This window comes from Novosphingobium lentum NBRC 107847 (assembly GCF_001590965.1).
GTDB lineage: Bacteria > Pseudomonadota > Alphaproteobacteria > Sphingomonadales > Sphingomonadaceae > Novosphingobium > Novosphingobium lentum.
Genome location: NZ_BCTW01000001.1, coordinates 123,200 through 148,705, shown reverse-complemented (window position 1 = coordinate 148,705; position 25,506 = coordinate 123,200). Strand labels below are relative to the sequence as shown.

Sequence of the window (25,506 nt, the reverse complement as noted above, 5' to 3'; positions counted from 1 at the left end):
CATCGCCCACGGCCCGGCCGGGCAAACTGGTTACGCCCGCAATTAGTTTCTTCCCATCGCGCGATTTCTCGCTAGGTTGCCTGCAAAAGCGGGTGGCGTGTTGCGCAACGGACTCCGCCTGCCCCCTTGAAGCGGAGCCTGGATGCCAGTTCAATTCGACGATTCCGCAGCCGAACCCGGCGCCATTCCCGGCGATGTGCGCGCGGTCGATCTCCACGCCCAAAGCGGCTGGTTCGGCCACCCCCGCCAGCTGGCGCGGCTGTTCACGACCGAAGCGATGGAGCGCTTCGGCTATTACGGCATGCGCGCGCTGCTCACGCTGTACCTGGCGCAGCACTTTCTGTTCAGCGACCAGACCACGACCGGCATCTACGGCGGGTTCACCGCGCTGGTGTACCTGACCCCGCTGATCGGCGGGCTGCTGGCCGACCGGTTCCTGGGCGCCAAGCGATCGGTCAAGTTCGGCGCGATCCTGATGAGTCTGGGGTATCTGACACTGTGCTTCGGCGGCCAGCCGGCCAAGCCGTTCGCGGTGATCGAGGGGCAGCGTTACGAAGTCAGCGTCCAGGGCAATGGCGAGGCGCGCAAGCAGTTCGTCACGCTGGGCAACACGCAACTGCAGGTCGGCGGCACCGGGCAACTGGTCCCTACGCTGGGCGCCGATGCCAACCAGCCGCTGCTGATCAAGGGCAACGAGGACAAGACCGTTTCGCTGCTGCGCGCCGACGGGACCGAGGCGCGCCACATCGCTGCCGGCCAGTTCGAACCGGGCGGTGAGCGCAACGCGACGTCGGTGTTCCTGCTGCTGATCGGGCTGGCGCTGGTCGTGATCGGCAACGGGTTCTTCAAGCCCAACATCTCGACCATCGTCGGCTCGCTCTATGCGCAGGGTGACCGGCGGCGCGACGCGGGCTTCACCATCTTCTACATGGGCATCAACCTGGGCTCGCTGTTTTCGCAAGTGCTGTGCCCGCTGCTGGCGGTGGGCATGGGCAGCTGGGGTGGACTGGGCTGGTGGGCCGGCTTCGCGTTGGCGGCAGGCGGCATGTTCGTCTCGTGGCTGCTGATCCAGTTCGATGGCGGCAAGCTCGACGGGTACGGCGATCGCCCGGCCGATGCACCCGCCAACCGCGACGCGTTCATCTATGTCGGCGCGCTGCTCACCATCCCGGTGGTATGGTTCCTGTTCACCAACCTGATGAGCTATGTAAAACCGGCCGAGGGATCGGGCCTGCTCGGCTATTTCCTGACGTTGCCGATCATGGGCAAGATCATGTTCGGCACGTTCCTGGTCAGCGTGCCCGGCATCCTCATCTGGGCGTTCGTGAAGGGCAACGCCCGAGAATTCCAGATGATGATGGCGGCGATGGTGCTGATCACCTTCAACACCGTGTTCTGGACGCTGTTCGAACAGGCGGGGTCGAGCCTGACGCTGTTTGCCGATCGCAACACCGACATGAGCGTGTTCGGGCTGTTCTCGATCAGCGCGGGGCAGACGCAGTTCTTCAACGCGTTCTTCATCGTCGCGCTGGCGCCACTGTTCTCGATGCTGTGGAATGGCCTCGCCAAGCGCGGGATCGAACCGACCATCCCGGTCAAGTTCGGCATCGCGCTGATGGGCGTGGGGCTGGGCTTCCTGTTCCTCGTCTGGGGATCGCGCTTTGCCGGGCCCGACTTCAAGGTCGCGCTGTGGTGGCTGGCGGGACTCTACCTGATCCATTCGATCGCCGAACTGTGCATCTCGCCCGTCGGCCTCAGCATGATCACCAAGCTGTCGATCGCGCGCATCGTCGGGCTGATGATGGGCGTGTGGTTCCTGTCGATCGCGGTGGCGCAGTACGTGGCGGGGCTGGTGGCGCAAGTCGCCAGCGTGGAAACCGTGGGCGGGCAGGTCACCAACCTCAAGGTCAGCTTGGAAACCTACGTCGGCGTGTTCACCAAGATCGGCTGGTTCGCGGTGGGCATCGGGTTGCTGCTGCTCGTGCTCGCCTGGCCGCTCAAGCGCCTGATGCACGGCGTGAAATGACCGCGCCGCTGTTGTCTGCCGCCAATCTTATCCGGGGAATCGTGTGTTCGTGAAACTTGTCCGCGTCCTTGCGTTCGCCGCCTGCGCCGCCAGTCTTGCCGCTTGTGGGGCTGCCGGAGAGGCGCGTCCCAAATCCGCTTCGGCAAAATCCGCTTCGGCCGACAAGGCGCAAACCTTCGACGAGAATCCGTACCCCTCGACTTACAAGGCTTATCCCGGCGATGCCGTCGCGATCGTCGGCGCCACGGTCTATGACGGCACCGGCGCGCGGATCGACAACGGCACGGTACTCGTCTCGGGTGGCAAGGTCGAGGCGGTGGGCGGCGCAGATCTCGCGGTGCCGGCGGGCTATCGCCGGATCGACGGCGCTGGGCGGTTCGTCACCCCCGGGATCATCGACATCCACAGCCATCTCGGCGTCTATCCCAGCCCCGGGGTGGAGGCCAATTCCGATGGCAACGAGGCGACCGACCCGACCACGCCGCAAGTCTGGGCCGAACATTCGGTCTGGCCGCAGGACCCCGGCTTCAGTCGCGCGCTGGCGCATGGCGGGGTGACCAGCCTCGAAATCCTGCCCGGATCGGCCAACCTGATGGGCGGGCGTTCGGTCGTGCTCAAGAACGTGCCCGCGCGCACCGTGCAGGGCATGAAGTTCCCCGGTGCGCCGTATGACCTCAAGATGGCCTGCGGCGAAAACCCCAAGCGCGTCTATGGCTCGAAGGGGCGGATGCCCTCGACCCGCATGGGCAACTTCGCGGTCGATCGCGCCACGTGGATCAAGGCGGTCGAATATCGCAAGAAGCGCGACGCCGGCAAGCTGGAGACGCGCGACCTCGCCATGGAAACGCTGGTCGGCGTGCTCGACGGCAAGATCCGCGTGCAGAACCACTGCTACCGCGCCGACGAGATGGCGCAAGTGCTCGATATGGCCAAGGAGTTCGGCTACAAGGTCAGCGCGTTCCACCACGCGGTCGAAGCGTACAAGATCGCCGACTTGCTCAAGTCCACCGATACGTGCGCCGCGATCTGGGCGGACTGGTGGGGCTTCAAGATGGAAGCTTACGACGGCATCCCCGAAAACGCCGCGCTGCTGCAGGATGCGGGCGCCTGCGTGATCATCCATTCCGATGACGAGAACGGCATCCAGCGGCTCAACCAGGAAGCTGCCAAGGCGCAAGGATCGGGCCGCCGCATGGGCATTGCCATACCCGATGGACAGGTGATCCGCTGGATCACGCTCAACCCCGCGCATGCGATGGGCATCGATGACCGCACCGGCAGCCTCACGCCCGGCAAGATGGGCGATGTGGTGCTGTGGAACGGCAATCCCCTGAGCATCTATTCCCGCCCCGAAAAGGTCTGGATCGACGGCGCGCTGATGTACGATGCGCTCGATCCCAGGCGCCACCCGATCAGCGATTTCGAGCTTGGCCAGCCCGGCGAAGGAGACGTCAAGTGAGCGCGCGCAACACTTTGCGCGGCGCGCTGGCGCTGCTCGCCGCCGGGACCGCGATGGTCGCGGTGTCGCCTGCCATCGCGCAGGACGCAGGAACGTTCGCGATCACCAACGCCCGCGTCGTCGTCGGCGATGGCAGCGCGCCGATCGATAACGGCACGGTGGTAATGCGCGGTGGCCGGATCGTGGCCGCAGGGGCCGGGGTCGCGCTGCCCGCGGGCGCGACGGTGATCGATGCCCATGGCGGCTGGGTTACCGCCGGGCTTGTCGCGCTGGGCACCGATCTGGGCCTGCTCGATGTCGGCGCGGTGGACGACAGCAACGATTCCACCGCCGACAAGGCCGCGTTCAATGCCGCGCTCGACGTGGCACCGGCGATCGATCCCGATGCGCTGCCGATCGCGGTCAGCCGGGCGGGCGGGGTGACGCGCGCGGCGGTCGCGCCGACCGCGTCCAACGCGATCTTCGCCGGGCAGGGCGCGTTCATCGACCTGGGTGTGGATGCCAACCCGGTCAACCGCGCGCGGGCGTTCCAGTACGTCGAACTCGGCGAAAACGGCGCGCGGCTGGCGGGCGGCAGCCGTGTCGCGGCGCAGGCCGTGCTGCACAACGCCTTGCGCGAGGCGACCGATTTCAACCGCCGCAGCGGAGCCGCGCGCGCCAGCGGGGCCAAGGCGGCGCCTGCCAGAACCGGCGACGACATCCCGCTCGACCCACGCATGAGCGACAGCAGCGCTGCGCGTGGCACCGATGCCCTGCTCACGCGCTTCGACGCCGCCGCGCTGATCCCGGTGGTGACCGGGGGCCAGCCGCTGTACGTCCACGTCGAGCGTGCGTCGGACATTCGCCAGGTACTCGCGCTCGGTCGTGAATTTCCGGCGCTGCGGCTGGTCATCGTCGGCGCGGCCGAAGGCTGGCGCGTCGCCGGCGAACTTGCCGCCGCGCACGTCCCGGTGATCGCCAGCGGGATGATCGACCTGCCCGCGCGGTTCGAGCAGATGGCGTCCACCCAGTCGAACATCGGGAGGATGACCGCCGCCGGGGTCAAGGTGGCGATCGGCAACTTCTTCGACAACGACCAGCCGCGCTACGCCCCGCAATATGCCGGAAACCTTGTCGCGCTGAAGAAACTTCCCGGAGCCACCGGGCTCGACTGGGTGCAGGCGTTCGCCACGATCAGCTCGATCCCCGCTGATATCATGGGTGAAAGCGCGCATTACGGCAGCCTGCTGCCCGGCCGCGCAGCCGACGTGGTGATCTGGGATGGCGATCCGCTGGAGCTGGGTTCCGGTCCGGTGCAAGTTTTCATCGACGGCGTGAATCAAACGCTGCTAAATCACCAGACCAAGTTGCGTGACCGTTACCGTCACCCGCAGGAAGGGGCGTTGCCCAAAGCCTACGATTGGTAACGGCGTTGTGGGGGCAGTTGCATGGACAGCGCGATGACATCGCTCGTGACGGCGTGCCTGGCGCTGCTGGCCGGCCATTTCGTGCTGTCGCATCCCTTGCGCAAACCGCTGGTGAAGGCCGTGGGCCCCCGTGCGTTTCTGGCGCTGTATTCGCTGGTCGCAGCCGCCACGTTTGCCTGGATGATCATGGCGTTCGCCCATGCCCCGACCGAGCCCGCGCTGTGGGACGGCACCGGCGACGTGCCGTGGCTCGTCTCCAGCTTGCTCACGATCGTGGCGCTGGCGCTGTTCCTCGCCTCGCTGGCGGGCAATCCGGCGCTGCCGCAGGCCAATGTCGCAGGCCTTTCAACGCGCAAGCCGAGCGGCGTGTTCCGCATCACCCGCCACCCGATGATGTGGGGTTTCGCGCTGTGGGCCATCGCGCACATGCTGGTCGCGCCGACCCCGCGCACGCTGGTGCTGGCCGGCACGATCCTGATCCTGGCGCTGGTCGGCGCATGGCTGCAGGATCGCAAGAAAGTGGCCATGACCGGGCGCGAATGGCGCACCTGGATGTCGCGCACGCGCTTCGCGCCGGGCCTGTCGGACTGGGACGCACTGGGCTGGACCTGGGGTCTGGCGTTGATCGCGTGGGTGCTGGTCACGCTGGTCCACGTCACCACCGTGGGCATACCGGCGGGTATCTGGAAGTGGATCGACGTGGCGTCGATGTAGGTAGCGAAGCCGCTTCTCAGGCGCGCGCTTCGGTCACACCCGCGCTGTTGTGGCGCAGCGCTTTCAGCACGGTATCGACGATCTGCGGCGCGTTCAGCCCGGCTTCGTCATACTGCTTGTCGGGCGAATCGTGGTCCTGGAACACGTCGGGCAGGCGCATGGTGCGGATCTTGAGGCCCGCGTCGGTCAGGCCCTGGTCGCTCGCCATGGTCAGCACGTGCGCACCCAGCCCGCCGATCGAGCCTTCTTCCACGGTGACGATCACGTCGTGGCTGGCCATCAGGCTGCGGATCAGCGCTTCGTCGAGCGGCTTGGCAAAGCGCAAGTCGGCCACCGTGGTCGACAGGCCTTTCGCCTCCAACTGGTCGGCGGCTTTCAGCGCTTCGCCCAGCCGCGTGCCGAGCGAGAGCAGCGCCACTTTGCTGCCGTGGCGCACGATGCGGCCCTTGCCGATCTCCAGCCGTTCGGGAATTTCGGGCAGCGCCACGCCGGTGCCGTTGCCACGCGGATAGCGGAACGCGATCGGCCCGCTGTCGTGCAACGCGGCGGTGTGCGTCATGTGCACCAGCTCCGCCTCGTCGGCGGCGGCCATCACCACCATGTTGGGCAGCGTGGCGAGGTACGTCACGTCGAAACTGCCCGCATGGGTCGCGCCGTCGGCACCGACCAGCCCGGCGCGGTCGATGGCGAAGCGTACCGGCAGGTTCTGGATCGCGACGTCGTGCACGACCTGGTCGAACGCACGCTGCAGGAACGTGGAATAGATCGCGCAGAACGGGCGCATGCCCTGCGCGGCCAGCCCGGCGGCAAACGTCACGCCGTGCTGTTCGGCAATGCCGACGTCGAAGAACCGTTCGGGATAGGCGGCGGCGAACTTGTCGAGCCCGGTGCCCGATGGCATCGCGGCGGTGATCGCGCAGATCAGCGGATCGGTTTCGGCTTCCTTGGCCAGCTGCGCGCCGAACACGTTCTGGTAGGCGGGCGGTCCGCCCGCGCTCTTGACCTGCTGGCCGGTGATGACGTCGAACTTCTGCACGCCGTGGTACTTGTCGGCGGCCGCTTCGGCGGGGCCATAACCCTTGCCCTTTTGCGTCACGACATGGATCAGGCACGGGCCTTCGGCTGCGTCGCGCACGTTTTCGAGCACGGGAACCAGCTGTTCCAGATTGTGTCCATCGATCGGCCCGACGTAGTAGAAGCCCAACTCCTCGAACAACGTGCCGCCCATCGCCATGCCGCGCGCGAATTCGTCCGTCTTCTTGGCGGCCTTGTGCAGCGGTTCGGGCAGGCGGCGCGAGATCTTGCGCGCGATGTCGCGCAGTTCCAGGAACGGGCGCGACGACACCAACCGCGCCAGATAGTGCGAAAGCCCGCCCACCGGCGGCGCGATCGACATGTCGTTGTCGTTGAGGATCACCACCAGCCGGTTGCCGGCGGCATGGGCGTTGTTCATCGCCTCGTACGCCATGCCCGCGCTCATCGCGCCGTCGCCGATCACCGCGATGCCCTTGCCCGGCTTGCCCGCCAGCTTGTTGGCCACGGCAAAGCCCAGCGCGGCGGAAATCGAGGTGGAGGAATGCGCCGCGCCGAACGGATCGTACTCGCTCTCGCTGCGCTTGGTGAAGCCCGACAGCCCGCCGCCTTGGCGCAAGGTGCGCATGCGTTCGCGACGCCCGGTCAGGATCTTGTGCGGATAGGCCTGGTGGCCCACGTCCCAAATCAGCCGGTCGTCGGGCGTGTTGAACACATAATGGATCGCCACCGACAGTTCGACCACGCCCAGCCCCGAGCCGAGGTGGCCGCCGGTCTGCCCCACGGCCGCGATCATCTCAGAGCGGACTTCATCCGCCAGCTGGCGCAGTTCGCCCGGCTGCAGCTTGCGAAGATCGTGCGGAGTGTCGACTGTGTCGAGCAGCGGCGTGGCCGGATTAATGGACATCAAAGTGCAATACACGTCCGCATAGTCGCTGTCGAATTCCTGCGGACGGCTTTGTGTGAATTATCAGTCATGGTTGAGGAATGGCCACACCCAACGCTCTGCGCGGGCATCCCCGATCAGCCGCAGGTGCCGCAGCGGCCGCGTATTTCGACCACCGGGCGGACATCGGCAAAACCGGCTTCGCGCGCCGCCTCGCGCAGCGCGCCGGTCAACTTGTCGTCGTCGAGGTGGATCGCCTGCCCGCAGTTGTCGCAGATCAGGAAGATGCAGTCGTGGCGGCAGCCCGGATGGCTGTTGGCGAGATAGCCGTTGGCGCTTTCCACGCGCCGCGCCAGGTTGGTGCGCACGAACAGGTCGAGGATGCGATAGACGCTGTTGGGGGCGACCCGCTTGCCGCGCCGCGTGCCCACGCTTTCGGCGATGTCATAGGCCGACGCCGGGCGTTCCTGCGCCGCCAGCGCCTCGAACACGTCGGCGCGCATGTCGGTCCACTGTTCGCCGGCATCGGTCAGCGCGCCACGCGCGGCGCGGACCAGCGTCTCGCCGTCGTAATCGTGGTGATGGTGGTGACCTGACATGGGCCTTACAGATAGGCGCTGTCGCGGTATCAGGCAAATCGTCACGCGGCCGCGCCGCGATCCGTGTCAGATCGGCACGCGGTCAGCCCGGCGTGAACGCGGGTTTCCACTGCGCGGGGAACAGCCGGTGCAGCGCGGCAACCTTGGGCGCATCCCATTGCTGGATGTACGGGTGGTCGGGATTGTGCAGCGCAAAGTCCTGATGATGCGCTTCGGCCGGGAAGAACCCGCGATTGGGTTCCACCGCCGTCACGATCGGGCGATGCCACAAGTTCAGCGCTTTCAGCTGCGCAAGGTAGCCCGCCGCAACCCGGCTTTGCTCGACGTTGAGCGGGACCAGCGCGTTGCGGTACTGCGTGCCGGTGTCGGGGCCCTGCCGGTTGAGCTGCGTGGGATCGGTGCCGACCGCGAAAAAGATCCGCAGCAGCTGGTCATACCGCACCACCGCTGGATCATAGATGATCCTCACCGATTCGGCGTGGCCGGTGTCGCCATCGCTGACGCGTTCGTATTGCGCGGTGTCGCGCGCGCCGCCTTCGTAGCCGGAGACCGCGCTGGTCACGCCCTTGACGTGGCTGAACACCGCTTCGATTCCCCAGAAACATCCGCCCGCGAAGATCGCGGTCTTCAGTCCCGGTGCCTCGTGAGCCTCGACCGCCGCAGCAGGGGTAGCAACTGCCCCCTCAGCAAAGGCCGGCTGCTGGCAAGCCGCGGCCATTCCTGCCACGACGATCGAGAATGCCGCCGCGGCCCTCATCGGATGAGCTCCGCGACAATCTGGGCCCGTGCTTCACTGCCCGTCGCGGCGACAAGACCGGCGGTGCCGATCAGGAAGCCGATGATGAAGGAGCGGTAGAGGTCGGTTTTGAACAGGCCCATGATGTATCTCTTGTTCGGTTGCGATGGCGTAAGGCTGCCATAGCGATTCGCCCTGACCCCGCTGTGAACGAATGCACAAGCGCAGCTTCATCCGGGTCCGGTCGAGGCAGGACGAACACCCTCCGCCATGCCACCGGTGACGCCAGAAAGGCCACCGGTTGCCCGGCGGCCTTCCTGGTGTTCTGCTGATCGGGTTGCCGTTTCGCGTGGGCCGAACGGCTGGCGCGTCAGGCGGTTTCGTAGTATTTCGGCGCATGCTCGTTGAGGATCGCAAGGATCTTCTTGAGCGCGGTGGGTTCGTCGGTCTTTTCCATCGCGGCGAGTTCGCGCGCGAGGCGTGACGAGGCGGCTTCGAAGATCTGGCGTTCGGAATAGCTCTGCTCGGGCTGATCGTCGGCCCGGAACAGGTCGCGGGTCACTTCGGCGATCGACACGAGGTCGCCCGAATTGATCTTCGCTTCGTATTCCTGGGCGCGGCGCGACCACATCGTGCGCTTGACCTTGGGCTTGCCCTTGAGCGTATCGAGCGCTTCACGCAGGGTCTTGTCCGACGACAGCTTGCGCATGCCGATCGCTTCGACCTTGTTCACGGGAACGCGGAGCGTCATGCGCTCCTTTTCGAAGCGCAGCACGTACAGCTGCAGCTTCATGCCCGCGATTTCTTCATTCTGCAGTTCGACCACCCGGCCGACACCATGCTTCGGATAGACGACGTAATCCCCAACATCGAAGGCGAGTGCCTTGCCTACCATCGGTTGTCCTTTCGACGTGGACAGAAACAGCGGCGGCGGGCGGAACTGCCCGGGAGAGAACCGGCAAACGACCTTCAACAACCGGTCGGCGAGCCCTTCGATCCGTTTGCCGCTACCCTGCCTTCTCGTGGTGAAACGCGCCAGCGAACTGCGACTGAAAATCAAGCCCGCTCACGCTTGACAGGGGATATAACACTTCCGCAATAAAATTACCAGACCTCGCATTGCTGGTCGTTTTGGCCAGCCGGATCGGAGCATTCCAGCGCGACCCGAAACCCGGCCGCCCAGCAGCATCACCCGATCACGAAACGAGCAGCGTATAGTCCTGTACGGCGGGTTCTGCAGCGGCGCTGGCGGTCCGTTCGGGGCCGGGCCCGGCAAACGGGTGGAACGCGGGACCACCGCGTGTGGCGGCTACGCCTGCGTGCAATTCCGCCAGCTGGCGTTTCAACGCAGCGTTGGCGATGTGCAAATCGTCGATTTTAGCTGCGGTGAGCACGGACGCGCAAATAAATCCGCCGCAAGCAGCTGCCGAAATCGCACAGAACATCAAGACGGCCGTTAACACAAGTGTCGCTCACTTTGCCTGTTCCGGGCAAAGGAATGACACGAATATTGGTCCGGAGTCGATTAAAGACGGGTCCGCATTGAACCAATCGTTAACCAAGAATTGATGAAGTGGCGGATCGCAACGCTTGCGATCCGTTCGACTGTTGTCAGTCGCCCTCGCCGGGTTCGGCCGAGAAGTACTTGTCGAACTTGCCGTCCTCGCCCTTGTGCTCGTCGGCGTCGGCCGGCGATTCCTTCTTGGTGGTGAGGTTGGGCCATTCGGCCGAAAACTTGGTGTTCAGTTCCAGCCACTGCTCCAGCCCGCTCTCGGTGTCGGGCAGGATCGCCTCGGCCGGGCATTCGGGCTCGCACACGCCGCAATCGATGCATTCGCTGGGGTTGATGACGAGCATGTTCTCGCCTTCGTAGAAGCAGTCGACGGGGCATACCTCGACGCAATCCATATACTTGCACTTGATGCAGGCGTCGGTGACAACATAAGTCATGGCAGCGAAGGTCCCTCAGGCTGGTCTGTTTGACCGGGTGCTAGAGGTGAAGCAGCCAAATCGTCAAGCGTCTCGTCAAGCCGGCGGTAACAAGCCTGTGCTTCGGCGGGCGGTCCGCGCCGTGCGGGGATGGCCAGAAGCTCGATAACGCGCACGCTGGCGCCGATCGGAATCACCATCACGTCGCCCATCGCGACCGTTTGCGCGGCCCGCTCGATTCGCCGCCCGTTGAGCCGGATGTGACCGGCGGCAGCCCATTGCTGCGCGATGCTGCGCGTCCTGGCCAGTCGCAGGAACCACAGCAACCGGTCGATCCGCATGCCCTGCATTCAGCGTTTCCACCGCATTCAGCGACCCCACCCCGACAGCGCCGCGAATGCGCCCGTTGTCGGCGGCACGATCACGCGCATGGCCGGTGGAGGCGCGGGCGGGCGCGGCGGACGCCACTGCCACAGCGGCGGCGTGGGCGGCCCGTACTCGCCTTGCGCCAGGCTTCGCGGCGGATGGGCATGAAAGCCGGCAGCGCGCAGCAACGCGGCATAGCCGGCAGTGGTCAGTCCCATCGAACGCGCCGCCCCGGGATCGAGCACGAAGCGACGCCCGCTCGCCACCCGCACGCGGTGCGCGGCATGGAGCAGCTTCTCGGCCAGATCCACTCGCACGGCCTGCGCCCCGCAGCGCCGGTAACCCGGCGCGACGCGGCCCTCGGGCGCGATCGGCGGCATCGCCGACGGCGGGGGCAGATGCGCCAGCCCCCATATCGACGCGAGCCGGCTCCATTCGGCCATCGCGGCGGGCCGCAGCGCCTGCGGCACGAACACGTCGAGCGCGCCGATCCTGACCCCAAGCCGCCGCAGGGCCTCACGCTGCGCACCGTCGAGCCGCTCCAGCCCCGATGCCTCGCGCGGCAACACCCCGCCGGCGTCGAGCAGGTGGAGCAGCAACGCGCGCAAGTCCGCGCCCGCTGCGGGATCGCGACTGGCCATGGCAAGGCTCCGCAACGGTGCCAGTGGCCGTGTGGCGCGACGGTCGATCCAGTCCTGCAGCGCGGCAGCCAGCGCGATGCGGCGCGGCGGGGCCAGCCGGTCGAGCGCGGGATCGAGCTTCAGCTTGGGCTCGAGCATGGTGCGCCCGCGCTCGAGCCGGGAGACGGCCAGCCCTTGCCACGCGATCGATTCGCCCTCGAGCGCCAGCGTCGGGTCATCCGCAGCGGCGGCGGCGGCCAGCGCGGCGGCGCGCTGTTCGATCAACGCGGGCAAGTGGCGGTCGGCGGCGGCGAGCAGCAGCTTGCGGTCGGCGGCGCGCGCCATGCCGTCAACGGTGAAGCGGAAGCCCTCCAGCCGCCCGATCGGCTCGTCATCGACCAGCACGGCGCCGGTCTCGTCCATCCGCACCGGCAGCAGCGCGGCATCGACCCCGGTCTTGCGCATCAGCACGGTGGTGCGGCGGTTGACGAAACGTTCGGTCAGCCGCGCGTGCAGCGCATCGGACAGCCGCGTTTCGACCGCGCGGGCGCGCGCCGCCATCTCGTCGCGCGACAGCACCCAGTCGGGGCGCTGCGCGATGTACGACCAGCTGCGGATCGCGGCGATGCGCCCCTGCAGCGTGTCGATATCGCCCGCAGGATTGTCGAGTTCGGCAATGGCGCGCGCGACAAAGTCGTTGCCCAGCGTCCCGTGACGCAAGTCCTGCCACAGCCGCGCGACGAAGCGCGCGTGCGTTTCCGCGCCGTGCTGGCGGAAATCGGGCAGCGAGCACGTCGCCCAGAACCGCTGGACCGAGCCATGCCCGCGCACGCTGGCGGCGATTTCGGGGTCTTCGGCCAGCCGCTTGAGCACGGTCAGGTCGATCGCTTCGGGCGCGGGCACCAGCCCGTCCAGCGGCGGCGGCGATTCGAGATCGGCGATCAGCAGGCCAAGGCTATCGGTGCGTGGTTCTGCCTCGCGCCAGTAGAGTTTGGTCAGCGGGGCGAAGCGGTGTTCCTCGATCGCATAGACTTCCTCGTCGGTGAATTCGGGATCGCGCCCGCTGCCCGCCGAACCAAGTCCTGCAAGCGTGCCGAACGTGCCATCGCGCTGGTGACGCCCGGCGCGCCCCGCGATCTGCGCCATTTCGGCCGTGGTCAGGCGGCGCTGGCGGTGGCCGTCGTATTTCGACAGGCCGGCAAACGCGACATGGTCGATGTCGAGGTTGAGCCCCATGCCGATGGCATCGGTGGCGACGAGGTAATCGACCTCGCCCGACTGGTACATCGCGACCTGGGCGTTGCGCGTTTGCGGCGAGAGCGCGCCCATCACCACCGCCGCGCCGCCGCGGAACCGGCGCAGCATCTCGGCCATGGCATAGACCTGCTCGGCCGAAAACGCGACGATCGCGCTGCGCGGCGGGATGCGGCTGAGCTTCTTCGCGCCGACGTGGCTCAGCGTGGAAAAGCGCGGGCGGCTGACGATGTCCGCGCCGGGCAGCAGGCTGCGCACCATCGGCGCCAGCGTGGCCGAGCCGAGCAGCATCGTTTCCTCCCGCCCGCGCGCGTTCAGCAGGCGGTCGGTGAAGATGTGCCCGCGCTCGGGGTCGGCGGACAGCTGCGCCTCGTCGAGGGCAACGAACGCGAGGTCGGGGCGCGACGGCATCGCTTCGGCGGTGCATAGCAGCCAGCGCGCGCCCTTGGGTTCGATCCGCTCCTCGCCGGTGATCAGCGCGACGCGCTCCACCCCCTTGATCGCGCAGACCCGGTCATAGACCTCGCGCGCCAGCAGCCGCAGCGGAAACCCGATCGCGCCGCTGGAGTGAGCGCAGAGCCGTTCGATCGCAAGATGGGTCTTGCCGGTGTTGGTGGGCCCCAGCACCGCCTTGATCGTCCTGTCTCCGGGATCCCTGCGCGAAGCAGCGATAGGGGGGCTGGCCATGCAAATGGATGTGGCATCGCGCTGCGGCAGGTGCAAGGCATGGCACGGCCAAAGGCTGTGAATTGCGCGATGATGTGGCGGTATGACGTCATGGTGCAGCCCGATATGCGGGCCGCTTTTACCGAAGATTAACCTTGCGAGTGCAGGGCAGAGCGGCAACTCTTGAGGATACGGGCTTCCTGATGGCGGTCCGGCGCAAAGGACGGGCGGTTGTTGAAGATGCGCGAGCAGTGGGCCGGTGAGGCCGGGGTGGCGACGATGGCCAGCTCTGGGCCCGATGCCGCGTCCGCAGCAGCGCCCGGTCCTGCGTCCAGTCCTGCGCCCGCGCTGAGCCTTGCCGTCGATCCTGCTCTCGAACCCGCCCGCCGCCGCCCCGCGTCATGGCGCGAATGGCGTTCTCTGTTCGACACCCGGCTGCGCGATATCGACTGGGTTCCCGACCTGGCCGAGGATATCGGCAGCCGCCGCTGGTTTCGCGGCATGGCGACGATGCTGGCGCTGGGCGCGGTGGCGCTGGCGTTGTGGCCCGATTTCTCGCCGGTCGAAGCTGCCACGACGATGGCGCTCGATTCCGATGCGCGCGCCGAATTCCGCACGCTGGCGGTTCGCCCGCTGTCCTATGGCAGCGCCAACGGTCGCCACGTGGCGCCAACCGACGCGGTCATCGCGCTGGCTGCCGCGCCCGAACGCCCGACCATCCAACTCGCCGCGACGCTGGGCGAAGGCGACAGCTTCGGCCGCATGCTGCAGCGCGCCGGGGTCGGCGCAGACGACGCCGCGCGCGTTTCGACGCTGGTCGCAGGCGCGGTGCCGCTGGGCGAGATCGGGCCCGGCACGCGCATCGACATCACGCTGGGCCAGCGCAGCCAGCAGGACCGTCCGCGCCCGCTGACCGCACTGTCGTTCCGCGCGCGCTTCGATCTCAAGCTTGGTATCGAGCGGCGCGGCGCGGGCCTTGCGCTCAGCAGCGCGCCGATTGCGGTGGATTCGTCGCCATTGCGCATTCGCGGCATCGTCGGTGCCAGCCTCTATCGCTCGGCGCGCGCCGCCGGGGCGCCGCCGTCGGCGATCCAGGACTACCTGCGCACGCTGGACGACCACATCTCGTTCGAACAGATCGACCCGGCGGACGAATTCGACATCGTCATCGCCAACCGCCGCGCCGCGACGGGGGAAACCCAAGCGGGCGAACTGCTCTACGCCGGGCTGGAACATGACGGAAAGCCGCGCCTGCAGTTGATGCGCTGGGGCCAGTCGGGTGGGTTCTTCGAGGCTTCGGGCTTTGCCGCGCCGCAGCAGGACAGCGGCATGCTGGGCGCGCCGGTTTCGGGCGCGCACATCACCTCGGGCTATGGCCTGCGCCGCCACCCGATCCTCGGTTTCGTGCGCATGCACGCCGGCATCGATTTCGCTGCGCCGTGGGGTTCGCCGATCTACGCGATGAACGATGGCGTGGTGTCCTTTGCCGGGCGACATGGCGGGCATGGCAACTATGTGCGGCTGGAACACAGCGGCGGGCTGGGCACCGGCTATGGCCACATGAGCCGGATCGCGGTTTCGCCCGGCGCGCGCGTCAGCCGCGGACAGGTGATCGGCTATGTCGGTTCCACGGGGCTGTCGACCGGGCCGCATCTCCATTACGAACTGTACCGCGACGGGCGTACGGTAGACCCCAACTCGGTGCGCTTCGCGGCGCGGCAGGTGCAGGTCGATACCGGCCAGCTGTCCGCGTTCCGCGCCAAGATGGCGCAACTGCTGGCGATCCATCCCGGCGTTGTGGTGAAGCGCCCCGGTTTCTGACAGCGGCGCTACGGCTTCCACTTCGGTGGAACAGCCATTAAAGCCCGGCCATGACCCACACTCCTCCGCGCGCCGCGGCCGCCGCCTATCCCGCCACGCGCCTGCGCCGCCCGCGCGCCACGGCGTGGAGTCGCGCCATGTACCGCGAGACGATGCTGACCCCGGCGGACCTGATCTGGCCGCTGTTCGTGACCGACGGGACCGGCGTGGAAGATCCGATCGCCTCGCTGCCCGGCGTTTCGCGCTGGTCGGTGGACGGGATCGCGGCGCGGGCAAAGGAGGCGGTCGCGCTGGATATTCCGTGCCTGGCGCTGTTCCCCAATACGCAGGCGGGCTTGCGCAACGCGACCGGCAGCGAGGCGCTGAACCCTGACAACCTGATGTGCCGCGCGATCCGCGCGATCCGCGATGCCTGTGGAGATGCGATCGGTGTGCTCACCGACGTCGCGCTCGATCCCTATACCAGCCATGGGCAGGACGGGCTGGTCGATGCGGCAGGCTATGTCCTGAACGACGATACGGTCGATGTGCTGGTCGGGCAAAGCCTCAACCAGGCGGCGGCGGGGGCGGACATCATCGCCCCGTCGGACATGATGGACGGGCGCATCGCCGCGATCCGCACCGCGCTGGAAGGCGCGGGCCATGCCAACGTCCAGATCATGAGCTACGCCGCCAAATATGCCTCGGCGTTCTATGGCCCGTTCCGCGATGCGGTGGGTTCGCGCGGGCTGCTGAAGGGTGACAAGCGCACGTACCAGATGGACCCCGGCAATGCCGAAGAAGCCTTGCGCGAAGTCGCGATGGACTTGGCCGAAGGTGCCGACAGCGTGATGGTCAAGCCGGGCCTGCCCTATCTCGACATCGTTCGCCGGGTGAAAGAGGCGTTCGCGGTGCCGGTGTTCGCCTATCAGGTCAGCGGCGAATACGCGATGATCGAGGCGGCGGTCGCGGCCGGCGCGGGTGAGCGCGATGCGCTGGTGCTGGAAACGCTGCTGGCGTTCAAGCGCGCGGGCTGTTCGGGCGTGCTGACCTACCACGCGGCGCACGCGGCGCGCCTGCTGGGCGCCTGAACGGGCTGATGAACGGGCCGATGACCGGACCCGCGACGGTGCCGTTCGTGGAAACCGCCCGGCTGCACTTGCGTAGCTGGCGCGATGACGATGTCGTGCCGTTCCAGGCGATCAGCAGCGACCCGCTGGTCATGGCCACGCTGGGTCCGTTGATGGATCTGGCGGAAACCCGCGCGCTGATCGAGCGCTGCCGGGCGCTGCAGGCGCGTGACGGCCATTGCTTCTGGGCGATGGAGCGCCGCGAGGACCAGCGGCTGATCGGCTGGTGCGGCGTGATTCGCGGCAGCGTCGGCCCGATCGAGGGCAAGGCCGAGCTGGGCTGGCGGCTGGCGAGCGATTGCTGGGGTCACGGCTTTGCCAGCGAGGCCGCGCGCGGCGCGCTGGACTGGGTGTTCGCCAACCTGCCCGATGATGCCGCCTATGCCATCACCAATGTCGACAACCGCCGCAGTCGCGCGGTGATGGAGCGGATGGGGATGCGCTGGCAGCCCGATCTCGATTTCGATCACCCCAGGCTGACCGCAGACGATCCGCTGCTGCGCCATGTCACCTATCGCCTTGACCGCACCGACTGGCCGGTGCCGCGCCGATGAAAGCCGCGCCCGCAGCATCGTCTGCTGCCCCGCCCGTGTCGCGAACGCTGTTCGTCGTCACGATCCTGACCGGCAGTTTCCTGCTGTTTCTGGTCCAGCCGATGGTGGCGCGCGCCGCGCTGCCCCGGCTGGGCGGATCGCCCAACGTGTGGAACAGCGCGATGCTGGTCTATCAGGCGCTGCTGCTGGGCGGATATGCTTATGCGCACTGGCTGGGGCGCTGGCCGATCCGCACGCAAGCGACGATCCACCTCGCGTTGCTGGCCTTGGCCGCGCTGACGCTGCCGGTGCATCTGGCCGCGCTTGCCCCGCCGCGCGCGGGGACAGAGGCGCTGTGGGTGCCGCTGCTGTTCGCCGCCTCGATCGGCCCGGTGTTCTTCATGGTTTCAGCACAAGCCCCGCTGATGCAGCGCTGGTTCGCGGCGCATCCGGGGGCGGGTGAGCCGTGGGCGCTCTATGCCGCGTCGAACCTCGGCAGTTTTGCCGGCCTGCTGTCATACCCGTTGCTGGTCGAACCACTGATGCCGCTGCACGCGCAGGAATGGGCGTGGAGCATCGGCTACGGCGCGCTGGTGGTGCTGATCGTGCTGGCGGCGCTGGCGCGGCGCGGGGTCGCGACAACCGCCGCCGCACCGGTGCGGGCACGTTCCGCCGACACGCCTGTCCCTGCGCGCCGCATCGTGCTGTGGCTGGCGCTGGCGGCGGTGCCGTCGGGGCTGATGCTATCGACCACCACGCACCTCACCACCGACATTTTCGCAATGCCGCTGCTGTGGGTGATCCCGCTGGGGCTGTACCTGCTGAGCTTCAGCGTGGCGTTTGCCGAAAACCGCACGCTGGCCGACATGGTGACCGGCATCGCCCCGGTGATCCTGTTGCTGGCGGGCAGCCTGGCGATGAACACGCGCAGCGCCGGTACGCTGACCGAAGGGCTGGCGGCCGTGCTGTTGTTGTTCGCGGTGTCGGTCGCGCTGCACGCGCAGCTTCACGCGACGCGCCCCGCGCCCGGCCAGCTGACGCTGTTCTATCTGGTGATGAGCGCGGGCGGGGTGCTCGGCGGGCTGTTTTGCGCGCTGCTCGCGCCGGTGCTGTTCGACTGGGTGTGGGAACACCCGGTGCTGGTGATCGCCGCCGCGCTGCTGCTGCCGCAACGGCCGCCGCTCGGCTGGATGGCGATGCCCGATATTTCGCCCGCGATGCGCCGGATGACGCTGGGGGCGCTGCTGCTGTTCGCGCTGTTCCTGGGGCAGCAAATGGCGCCGCTCGATCCCTATCGCGAAGGCCTGATCGTGCTGGCCCTGACGCTGGGACTGACGTTCTGCGGGATCATGGTGCTGGGCGTGCGGCCCGCGTTCGTCGCCATCGTGCTGATCATGATGCTGGCGCGCGGCGGGGTGGATACGATCGAGACCAGCCTGTCGGGCCTGCGCACGCGCAGCTATTTCGGCATCTACACCGTGCGCGATGACCCCGCGAACCACCAGCGCACGCTGGCGCACGGCACCACGCTGCACGGCATGCAGTTCACCGACGCCGCGCGCCGTCGCCAGCCGACGACTTATTACGGCGCGCAGTCGGGCATCGGGCTGGCCATGGCCAATGCCGCACCCGATGCGCGCGTCGGGGTGGTCGGGCTCGGCACCGCGACGCTCGCCTGTTACAAGCTGCCGGGGCAGGACTGGACCTATTTCGAGATCGATCCTGCGGTTGTCGCGCTGTCGAAGGTGCAGCATCACTTCACCTTCCTCGACGATTGCGCGCCCGATGCGCATATCCGGCTGGGCGACGCGCGGATCGAGCTGGACAAAGTCGCGCCCGCCAGCTTCGACCTGCTGGCGATCGACGCGTTTTCGTCCGACGCGATTCCCTTGCACCTGCTGACGCGTGAGGCGTTTGCGATCTATGGCCGCGCGCTGGCCCCGCACGGCGTGCTGATGGTCCACGTGTCCAACCGCTACATCGATCTCGAACCGGCGGTGGCCGCGCTCGCCCGGGCGCAAGGCATGACCGCCGCCGTGCGGCTGGACCGGCCCTTGCCCGAGGCAATGACCGCGCAAGGCACCACGCCGTCGATCTGGATCGCGCTGTCCCGCGATCCCGGGCGCCTGTCGGCCCTCACCCGCACCGATCCCGCCGCGTCGTGGCATCTGCCCGAACGCACCGCCCCGCGCGCCTGGACCGACGATCGCGCCTCGATCCTCCCTTATATCCGCTGGAACAAGCTGATAGGCATCTGAACATATGACCGACCGACCCGACATCACGATCGCCGCCATTCACGGCAAGACCCCGCGCATCCACGACAGCGCGTTCATCGCGCCGGGCTGCCGCATCATCGGCGATGTCGAGATCGGGCCGGACGTATCCATCTGGTACAACTGCGTGATCCGCGCCGATGTGAACTTCATCCGCATCGGCGCGCGCACCAATATCCAGGACGGCACGGTGATCCACTGCGACAGCCCCGATCCGGGCCGCCCCGAAGGCTATCCCACGCTGATCGGTGAGGATGTGCTGGTCGGCCACATGGCGATGATCCACGGCTGCACGATCGAGGATCGCGGCTTTGTCGGCCTCGGCGCGATCGTGATGAGCGGCGCGCATATCGAAAGCGACGCGATGCTGGCGGCGGGGGCGATGCTCACCGGTGGCAAGCGCATGGCGGCGAAACAGCTCTGGGCGGGCCGCCCCGCCACGTTCCTGCGCGACCTGCCCGAAAAGGCGCTGGCCGGGATGCAGATCGGCGTGGCGCACTACGTCGAGAACGGCCGCGCGCACAAAGCCGCGCTGGCCGAAGCCGCCCTTGGCTCGGCCCAGGGTTGACCTCGCGCCCGCGCCGGCGATCCGCGCGCTGGCCGATGCCGATGGACGGCTGGCGGTGCGGGTCACGCCCGGTGCACGCAGTGAAAGCGTCACGATCGTGGACGGCCGGGTGCAGGTCAAAGTCCGCGCCAAGCCAGAGGACGGCAAGGCGACCGAGGCTGTGATCGCGCTCGTCGCCGCCGCGCTCGGCATAGCCCCGAGCCACGTCGAAATGTTGCGCGGCGCAACTTCGCGCGAGAAGCTGCTGCGGATTCCGATGCTGCCGGACTAAGGCTTCGGCCCAGACAACGTCGCGGATTTGCCACCGGGTCGGGCGAAGCGAATCGCCAGCCCCAGCGCGACGCCCACGCCGATCGCCACGGTCAGGTCGGCCAGCACGGTCAGCGCCAGCGTCACCACCAGCAGCAGCTTGTCGGGCCACGATGCCGCCAGCCGCTCGTGCCACTTGGCGGGTTCGCTCATGTTCCACGCGGTGACCAGCAGCAGCGCGGCGAGCGCGGGCATGGCGAGGTATCCGGCCAGCGGTGCGGCGACCATCATCACCAGCAGGATTGCCACGGCATGGATCAGCCCGGCCACCGGCGTTTTCCCGCCCGCGCGGATGTTGGTGGCGGTGCGCGCGATTGCGCCGGTCGCAGGCAATCCGCCGAACAGCGCCGAAGCGATGTTGGCCCAGCCTTGCGCCATGACTTCGGCGTTCGAGCGGTGGCTGCTGCCGATCATCCGGTCGGCGACCATGGCTGACAGCAGCGATTCGATCGCGGCGAGGAAGGCGATGGTGAACGCCGAGGGCAGCAGCGCGGCGCACTTGGCCAGCGAGATCGCAGGCAGCGCGGGCAGCGGCAGGTGCGCGGGCAAGGCGCCATACCGCGAGGCAATGGTGTCGACCGGCAGCTTCAGCAGCGCGACCGCCAGCGACGCCAGCGCCATCGCTACGATCAGCCCCGGCAGGCGCGGAAACGCCCGGCGCAACGCCACGATCAGCACCATCGCGCCCAGCCCGATCCCCAGCGATGGGGCGTCGAGCGCGTGGCGCGCTGCCCACAGCGCGGGGATCTTCTGGAGGAACGCGGCGGGTACTTTGGCGACACCCAGCCCAAGGAAATCGTTTAACTGGCTGGTGCCGATGATGATCGCGATGCCGATGGTGAACCCATCGACCACCGGTTCGGGCACGAACGCGATGAGGTTGCCCGCGCGCAGCAGCCCGGCGATCACCAGGATCGCGCCCGCCATCAGCGTCGCCAGCACCAGCCCATCGTAACCGTGGCGCGCGATCACGCCATAGACCACGACGATGAACGCGCCGGTCGGTCCGCCGATCTGCACGCGGCTGCCACCCAGCAGCGAGATCATGAACCCGCCGACGATCGCGGTGATCAGCCCCGTCGCGGGCGGCGCGCCCGAGGCGATGGCAATGGCGATGCTGAGCGGGATCGCGACCATTGCTACGGTGATCCCGCCGCCGAGATCGGCGAGGAACTCCGGCCGCGAATACGTGCGCAGTGTGGTCAGCAATTTGGGTTTCATCGGATATCCCGACGCGAGCGAACGGCGCTCCCGCTTGCCGGAGTTTTGCGGCGCGCAAACGGCTCAGGTCAAGGCGCGAAGCCCTGATCGGGCACGTATGCGTTCAACCGCGCGCCATGCCCTTGGCCATGCGGACGAGCACGTCGCCCATCGCATCGGCAATCTCGCGATCCGCTGGCGCTGCATCGGTGATCGCGCGGCGCATCGCCTCGGCCCATTGATCCGCGACCGCGCGGTCGATCGCGAAGCCCGAATGCGCGCTCATCATGCACTTGCCGGGGTTGGCGTCCCACCAGGCGCGCGGGCCGCCCGACCAGCCGGCAAGGAACGACGCGAGCGAGTGGCGCATCGGCGCGAGGTCGGGCGCGTGCATGGCGCGCAGCGGCGCATAAGCCGGATCGCTGTCCATCAGGTCGTAGAACCGCTCGACGATGGCTTTCAGCCCGGCATGGCCGCCGATCCGCTCGAACGGCGTGGCGGGCGGTGCGTCGTGTGATCGTTCGGGGGCGGTCGTGGCCACGGCAGGCGTCTCCGGCAGGCAGGATTGCGAGCCTTGTCGCTAGGCGTGCATCGCGCCAGCGGCATTGATGCAGATCAATCCCTCCCGTTCAATTTGGGCCGTTCAATCCGGGCCGCTCAGTCCGCGATCAGGGCTTTCAGTGTATCGAGCCGGTCGGCCTCATGCGCGGGCTTGTCGCGGCGGATGCGGCTGATCCGGGGAAAGCGCATAGCCACGCCGGACTTGTGGCGCTTGCTGGCGTGGATCGAATCGAACGCCACCTCGAACACCAGGCTGCGATCGGTCTCGCGCACCGGACCGAAGCGGTTGACGGTGTGCTGGCGCACGTAGTGGTCGAGCCATTTCAGCTCCTCGTCGGTGAACCCGAAATAGGCCTTGCCCACCGGCAGCAACTCCGCACCCGCATCGGGATCGCCGTCCCAGCAGCCGAAGGTGAAGTCCGAATAGAACGATGACCGCTTGCCGCTGCCGCGCTGCGCGTACATCAGCACGCAATCGATCAGCAGCGGATCGCGCTTCCATTTGTACCACAGCCCGGTGCGCCGTCCGGCAACATAGGGGCTGTCGCGCCGTTTCAGCATTACCCCCTCGATCGCATCGTCGCGCGCCCGTTCGCGGATCGCGGCGAGGTCCACCAGGCTTTCGGCGACGACCACCTGGCTGAGATCGAACCGGGCGGGATCGAGCCGGGGCACGAACGCTTCGAGCTTCGCGCGGCGCTGCTCCCACGCCCAGCTGCGCACGTCCTCGCCCTCGTCGATCAGGATGTCGTAAAGCCGGACGAACGCGGGATATTCGGCCAGCATCTTTTTCGACACCGCCTTGCGCCCCAGCCGCTGCTGCAGCGCGTTGAAACTGGCCGCGCCGCCTGCTTCGCCGCCCTGATGCGCGCCGCGCACCAGCAGCTCGCCGTCGAGCACCGCGTCGATCGGCAGCGCGGCAGCGATCTCGGGAAACGTGCCGGAAATGTCGTCGCCGCTGCGCGAAAACACCCGCGTTTCGCCCGCGACGTGGACCAGCTGCACGCGAATGCCGTCCCATTTCCACTCAGCCACGTATTCGGCCATATCGACCACCGTCTCGTCCAGCGGATGCGCGAGCATGAACGGGCGGAACAGCGGCAGTTGGTCGGTGCGCGGCGGCGGCGCGCCTTCGGCGGCCCACGCGAACAGCGGCAGGTAGGGCGACGCCTGACCGTGCCAGTATTCCTCGACATCGTCGATGCTCACGCCGAACGCCTGCGCGAACGCCACTTTGGCCAGCCGCGCCGAAATGCCGATGCGCATCGCGCCTGTCGCCAGCTTGAGCAGCGCGTAACGCCCATTGGCATCGAGCCGGTCGAGCAGCCCGGCCAGTTCGCGCGCGGCGGTGGCGCGGGTCATGGCGCGGAGTTCGGCCACCGCCTCGGCGACCGTGGGCGGAAGGGCGACGGGTGCGAGCGGTTCGGGCCACAGCAGGCTCGCCGTCTCGGCGGTATCGCCCACGTAGTCGCGGCTCAGCGTGTACAGCACCGGATCGACCCGCTCGGTCAGCAGGTTGCGGATGGTCGAGGCCTTGACCGCCGGGAAATCGATACCGTCGGTCAGCGCTGCCAGCGCCCAGCCGCGATCGGGATCGGGCATCTCGCGCAGATAGGTGGCGATCAACGCCAGCTTGGCGTTGCGCGAGCGCGTGTAGACCAGGCTGTCGACGAGGGCGGCAAAGCGCTCCATCAGTCGTCCTCATCCTCGTAACCGACCAGCGCCAGCGCGCGGGCGCGCCGCTGGTGCAGTTCGCACCAACGCAGCAGCGCTTCCTCGCGGCCATGGGTGATCCAGCTTTCGGCCGGGTTGACCTCCTCGATCGTGCGGGTCAGTTCGTCCCAGTCGGCATGGTCGGAAATCACCAGCGGCAGTTCGACGTTCTTCTGCACCGCGCGCTGGCGCACGCGCATCCAGCCCGATGCCATCGCGGTGATCGGGTCGGGCAGGCGGCGGCTCCAGCGGTCGTTGAGCGCCGACGGCGGGCACACCACGATCTGGCCCTCTAGGCTCGCCTTGGGCACGTCGGCCATCAGTCGCAAGTCGCCCAGATCGACGCCCAGCTCCTCGTAGAGCCGGCACATCCGCTCCATCGCGCCGTGGAGGTAGATCGGATCGCGGTATCCGGCGGCGCGCAGTTCGGCGATCACGCGTTGCGCCTTGCCCAGCGCATAGGCGCCGACCAGCACGCAGCGCGCGGGGTTGGCAGCGCGGGCGGCCAGCAGCTTGGCGATCTCCTGCGCGATCGGCGGATGACGGAACACCGGCAGGCCGAACGTCGCCTCGGTGATGAACAAGTCGCACGGGGTGACCTCGAACGGTGGGCAAGTCGGATCGGCGCGGCGTTTGTAGTCGCCGGTCACCACCACCCGCTCGCCGGCGTGCTCAAGCAGGATCTGCGCCGATCCCAGCACATGCCCGGCGGGAATGAACGTGGCAGTGACCGCGCCGGGCAACGCGATGCTCTCGCCATAGGCGACCGGGATCGCGCCCGCTTCGGTGGCATAGCGCACCGCCATGATCGCCAGCGTTGCGGGGGTGGCGATGGTGGTGCCGTGGCCGCCGCGCGCGTGATCGGCATGGCCGTGGGTCACCAGCGCGGTGTCCACGGCGCGCGCCGGATCGATCCACGCGTCGGCGGGGACGATATGCAGGCCCATCGGCTCGGGCCGGATCCACGCGAAATCGGCGATCATCGTGGCATGCAATCTTTCGGGGCGGCGAATCGTTCCAGCGGCTATCCCTTACGGCAAAGCCATTGCGCGCAAGGGCAAACCCGTTAGGCTGGGCTTTCAAAGTGAAAACGGGGCAGTCCCGGGGGCGGGATGGCGAACTGGATGGCAATGTCGAAGTCTGATCATCTCGCACGGGCGTGCGCCGTCGCGCTCGCGATTCTTGCGCTCGGCGCCTGCACGGGCAAGGAGACCGGCCCTGACGACAGCGCAACCGCCGCCGCCGCGCCCATGGTCGCGCCATCCGTGCCGTCGGCCACTGCCAACCCTGCGGTGGCCAAGCCGCTCGCCAGTTTTGCCGGCAAGGACACCGATGGCGACGGGCGGATCACCTCGGCCGAATATGCCCGCGCGGCACAAACCATGTTCCAGATGATGGACGCCGATCACGATGGCACGGTCAACGTCGCCGAAGTCGACGCGGCGCGCACCGCGATGGGCCGCAGCAAGGCCGTGTCCTCGCAGGCGCTGGTGGCGGCGGCCGACAGCGACAACGACGGCAAGCTGACGCTCAGCGAATGGATGGCGTCGGCCAATGCCGCGTTCGACAAGATGGACACCAACCAGGACGGCGTGATCGACAAGGCCGAATGGAATGCCGCCAACCCCGACAATCCAGCCGATGCGGATGTGACGCCGGCGGCCCCCTCGGCTTCTGCCAGCCCGGTTCACAAGTAACCGACTGTCCGCAGCGCGACGAAAGT

Annotated in this window: 24 protein-coding genes; 11 read left to right on the top strand and 13 right to left on the bottom strand. The window is 67.7% G+C overall.

The window, feature by feature from the left end:
• The first annotated feature begins 142 nt into the window (after window positions 1-142).
• From NL2_RS00720 to NL2_RS00705, 4 genes are read left to right on the top strand one after another with little or no spacing between them, the layout of a single operon-like run.
• Complete coding sequence (locus tag NL2_RS00720) at window positions 143-2,026, top strand: peptide MFS transporter (protein ID WP_068070663.1); 1,884 nt, start codon at window positions 143-145, stop codon at window positions 2,024-2,026.
• Window positions 2,027-2,075: 49 nt separating this feature from the next.
• Window positions 2,076-3,485 carry an amidohydrolase gene (locus tag NL2_RS00715; RefSeq protein WP_068070931.1) on the top strand — a complete coding sequence of 470 codons (1,410 nt, stop codon included), beginning with the start codon at window positions 2,076-2,078 and terminating at the stop codon, window positions 3,483-3,485.
• A 53-nt stretch (window positions 3,486-3,538) separates the two neighbouring features.
• Window positions 3,539-4,891 (top strand): amidohydrolase family protein, encoded by a 1,353-nt coding sequence (locus tag NL2_RS00710; RefSeq protein ID WP_068070929.1) that lies wholly within the window; start codon window positions 3,539-3,541, stop codon window positions 4,889-4,891.
• Window positions 4,892-4,924: 33 nt separating this feature from the next.
• The gene (locus NL2_RS00705) at window positions 4,925-5,605 is read left to right on the top strand and encodes an NnrU family protein (protein WP_084355774.1); all 681 of its coding nucleotides are present in this window, start codon (window positions 4,925-4,927) and stop codon (window positions 5,603-5,605) included.
• A gap of 16 nt (window positions 5,606-5,621) precedes the next feature.
• On the opposite strand, the gene dxs is transcribed toward NL2_RS00705, so the two are convergent.
• From dxs to NL2_RS00665, 9 genes are all read right to left on the bottom strand, one after another.
• A complete protein-coding gene (gene dxs, locus NL2_RS00700) occupies window positions 5,622-7,544 on the bottom strand; it encodes a 1-deoxy-D-xylulose-5-phosphate synthase (protein ID WP_068070659.1) in 1,923 nt (640 codons plus the stop codon).
• Between the two features lie 116 nt (window positions 7,545-7,660).
• Entirely contained in the window at window positions 7,661-8,122 is a 462-nt protein-coding gene (locus tag NL2_RS00695; RefSeq protein WP_068070657.1) for a Fur family transcriptional regulator, read from the bottom strand.
• Window positions 8,123-8,204: 82 nt separating this feature from the next.
• Window positions 8,205-8,879: a peptide-methionine (S)-S-oxide reductase MsrA gene (gene msrA / locus NL2_RS00690; protein ID WP_068070655.1), complete on the bottom strand. Its 675-nt coding sequence runs from the start codon at window positions 8,877-8,879 to the stop codon at window positions 8,205-8,207.
• Window positions 8,876-9,001, bottom strand: a complete 126-nt coding sequence (locus tag NL2_RS21715; protein ID WP_281190657.1) for a hypothetical protein — start codon at window positions 8,999-9,001, stop codon at window positions 8,876-8,878. The genes msrA and NL2_RS21715 overlap by 4 nt, the downstream gene beginning before the upstream one ends.
• 227 nt (window positions 9,002-9,228) lie before the next feature.
• The gene (locus tag NL2_RS00685) at window positions 9,229-9,753 is read right to left on the bottom strand and encodes a CarD family transcriptional regulator (RefSeq protein WP_068070653.1); all 525 of its coding nucleotides are present in this window, start codon (window positions 9,751-9,753) and stop codon (window positions 9,229-9,231) included.
• A 301-nt stretch (window positions 9,754-10,054) separates the two neighbouring features.
• Complete coding sequence (locus NL2_RS00680) at window positions 10,055-10,252, bottom strand: hypothetical protein (RefSeq protein ID WP_068070651.1); 198 nt, start codon at window positions 10,250-10,252, stop codon at window positions 10,055-10,057.
• A 217-nt stretch (window positions 10,253-10,469) separates the two neighbouring features.
• Entirely contained in the window at window positions 10,470-10,808 is a 339-nt protein-coding gene (gene fdxA, locus NL2_RS00675) for a ferredoxin FdxA (RefSeq protein WP_068070649.1), read from the bottom strand.
• Window positions 10,805-11,128, bottom strand: a complete 324-nt coding sequence (locus NL2_RS00670; protein ID WP_068070927.1) for an RNA-binding S4 domain-containing protein — start codon at window positions 11,126-11,128, stop codon at window positions 10,805-10,807. The genes fdxA and NL2_RS00670 overlap by 4 nt, the downstream gene beginning before the upstream one ends.
• 27 nt (window positions 11,129-11,155) lie before the next feature.
• A complete protein-coding gene (locus NL2_RS00665; protein WP_068070925.1) occupies window positions 11,156-13,714 on the bottom strand; it encodes a helicase-related protein in 2,559 nt (852 codons plus the stop codon).
• A gap of 219 nt (window positions 13,715-13,933) precedes the next feature.
• Here NL2_RS00665 and NL2_RS00660 point away from each other — a divergent pair, with 219 nt between their 5' ends.
• The 6 genes from NL2_RS00660 to NL2_RS00635 are packed head-to-tail and all read left to right on the top strand — an operon-like array spanning window position 13,934 to window position 20,271.
• Complete coding sequence (locus NL2_RS00660) at window positions 13,934-15,514, top strand: M23 family metallopeptidase (RefSeq protein WP_068070647.1); 1,581 nt, start codon at window positions 13,934-13,936, stop codon at window positions 15,512-15,514.
• Between the two features lie 50 nt (window positions 15,515-15,564).
• Window positions 15,565-16,584 carry a porphobilinogen synthase gene (hemB, locus tag NL2_RS00655; RefSeq protein ID WP_068070645.1) on the top strand — a complete coding sequence of 340 codons (1,020 nt, stop codon included), beginning with the start codon at window positions 15,565-15,567 and terminating at the stop codon, window positions 16,582-16,584.
• Window positions 16,585-16,604: 20 nt separating this feature from the next.
• A complete protein-coding gene (locus NL2_RS00650) occupies window positions 16,605-17,177 on the top strand; it encodes a GNAT family N-acetyltransferase (protein ID WP_068070923.1) in 573 nt (190 codons plus the stop codon).
• A complete protein-coding gene (locus tag NL2_RS00645) occupies window positions 17,174-19,414 on the top strand; it encodes a fused MFS/spermidine synthase (RefSeq protein WP_068070643.1) in 2,241 nt (746 codons plus the stop codon). The genes NL2_RS00650 and NL2_RS00645 overlap by 4 nt, the downstream gene beginning before the upstream one ends.
• A 4-nt stretch (window positions 19,415-19,418) precedes the next feature.
• Complete coding sequence (locus NL2_RS00640; RefSeq protein WP_068070641.1) at window positions 19,419-20,000, top strand: gamma carbonic anhydrase family protein; 582 nt, start codon at window positions 19,419-19,421, stop codon at window positions 19,998-20,000.
• Entirely contained in the window at window positions 19,981-20,271 is a 291-nt protein-coding gene (locus NL2_RS00635; RefSeq protein WP_068070639.1) for a DUF167 domain-containing protein, read from the top strand. Before NL2_RS00640 ends, NL2_RS00635 begins: the two co-directional genes overlap by 20 nt.
• On the opposite strand, the gene NL2_RS00630 is transcribed toward NL2_RS00635, so the two are convergent.
• From NL2_RS00630 to NL2_RS00615, 4 genes are all read right to left on the bottom strand, one after another.
• Window positions 20,268-21,530, bottom strand: a complete 1,263-nt coding sequence (locus NL2_RS00630) for a SulP family inorganic anion transporter (protein WP_068070636.1) — start codon at window positions 21,528-21,530, stop codon at window positions 20,268-20,270. The genes NL2_RS00635 and NL2_RS00630 overlap by 4 nt on opposite strands.
• A gap of 103 nt (window positions 21,531-21,633) precedes the next feature.
• Window positions 21,634-22,050: a group II truncated hemoglobin gene (locus NL2_RS00625; protein ID WP_068070634.1), complete on the bottom strand. Its 417-nt coding sequence runs from the start codon at window positions 22,048-22,050 to the stop codon at window positions 21,634-21,636.
• 116 nt (window positions 22,051-22,166) lie between these two features.
• Window positions 22,167-23,762 (bottom strand): cisplatin damage response ATP-dependent DNA ligase, encoded by a 1,596-nt coding sequence (locus tag NL2_RS00620; RefSeq protein WP_068070632.1) that lies wholly within the window; start codon window positions 23,760-23,762, stop codon window positions 22,167-22,169.
• A complete protein-coding gene (locus NL2_RS00615; RefSeq protein WP_068070630.1) occupies window positions 23,762-24,766 on the bottom strand; it encodes a ligase-associated DNA damage response exonuclease in 1,005 nt (334 codons plus the stop codon). The genes NL2_RS00620 and NL2_RS00615 overlap by 1 nt, the downstream gene beginning before the upstream one ends.
• Before the next feature lie 147 nt (window positions 24,767-24,913).
• Here NL2_RS00615 and NL2_RS00610 point away from each other — a divergent pair, with 147 nt between their 5' ends.
• A complete protein-coding gene (locus tag NL2_RS00610; protein ID WP_169799443.1) occupies window positions 24,914-25,480 on the top strand; it encodes an EF-hand domain-containing protein in 567 nt (188 codons plus the stop codon).
• The last annotated feature ends 26 nt before the right edge of the window (window positions 25,481-25,506 follow it).